The organism is Lactiplantibacillus sp. B652 (assembly GCF_023806745.1).
In the GTDB taxonomy this organism is placed as follows: Bacteria; Bacillota; Bacilli; order Lactobacillales; family Lactobacillaceae; genus Lactiplantibacillus; species Lactiplantibacillus pentosus.
Genome location: NZ_JAMSKY010000123.1, coordinates 1 through 235 on the forward strand (window position 1 = coordinate 1; position 235 = coordinate 235).

Here is a 235-nt window from a genome sequence, read left to right on the forward strand (position 1 = left end):
TGTGAATTGCTTGTGGTAAGCCGTTAATATCAACCGCTAGGTGGCGTTTGATGCCGGATATGCGTTTACCACCGTCGTAGCCGCGATGCTCAGCAGTATCGGTATTTTTAACGCTTTATGCGTCAATGATTATGAAAGATGTTCTAGCCGAGCGTGACTGTTTTTCCCGTAGGGTAAAGACAATTTTTTTAAACACTGATCTAAGATTGATAGTTCATCAATAATCTGTTCCTCA

The 235-nt window shown here is 41.7% G+C and carries 1 pseudogene; it reads right to left on the reverse strand.

The features are described 5' to 3' along the window. Nucleotides 1-235 (reverse strand): annotated as a pseudogene (locus tag MZO40_RS17700) (transposase); the annotation flags it as partial.